The sequence below is a fragment of the Vibrio sp. 1069 genome (genome assembly GCF_033340555.1).
The window spans coordinates 1-637 of record NZ_JAWOWP010000511.1 but is presented as its reverse complement, the minus strand read 5'-3'; the positions used below and the strand labels follow the sequence as shown (position 1 = coordinate 637).

At 47.1% G+C, this 637-nt stretch carries 1 protein-coding gene; it reads left to right on the top strand.

Translation table 11 applies throughout. The features are described 5' to 3' along the window. Positions 1-637, top strand: a 637-nt coding sequence (locus tag R7040_RS27455) for an amidophosphoribosyltransferase (protein ID WP_318097740.1), incomplete at both ends; no start/stop codon positions are given.

Genomic DNA, 637 nt, shown 5'->3' with positions numbered 1-637 from the left:
TTGACTTTGTGCGTGACGTAGCTCCGGGTGAAGCGGTGTATGCGACATTTGAAGGTGAGCTGTTCACTAAGCAATGTGCAGACAATCCAAAGCTAAATCCTTGTATTTTTGAATTTGTTTACTTTGCGCGTCCTGATTCTTTCATCGATAAAATCTCTGTGTACAGTGCTCGCGTTGAAATGGGCAAAAAGCTGGGTGAGCGAATTCGTGAAGATTACGCCGATCTTGATATCGACGTCGTAATCCCGATTCCTGAAACCTCTTGCGATATCGCACTACAAATTGCTCAAGCGATCGATATTCCTTACCGCCAAGGCTTTGTTAAAAACCGTTACGTTGGCCGCACGTTTATCATGCCTGGTCAGCAACAACGTAAGAAATCAGTGCGTCGCAAGCTAAACGCTATCCGCTCTGAGTTCAAAGATAAGAACGTGTTGCTGGTGGATGACTCTATCGTCCGCGGTACGACATCAGAACAGATCATTGAGATGGCTCGCGACTCCGGCGCGAAGAAAGTGTACATGGTGTCTGCTGCACCAGAAGTTCGCTTCCCTAACGTTTACGGTATCGATATGCCGAGCGCGACAGAGCTGATTGCTCATGGTCGTGACAACGAAACCATTTGTAAACAGATTGG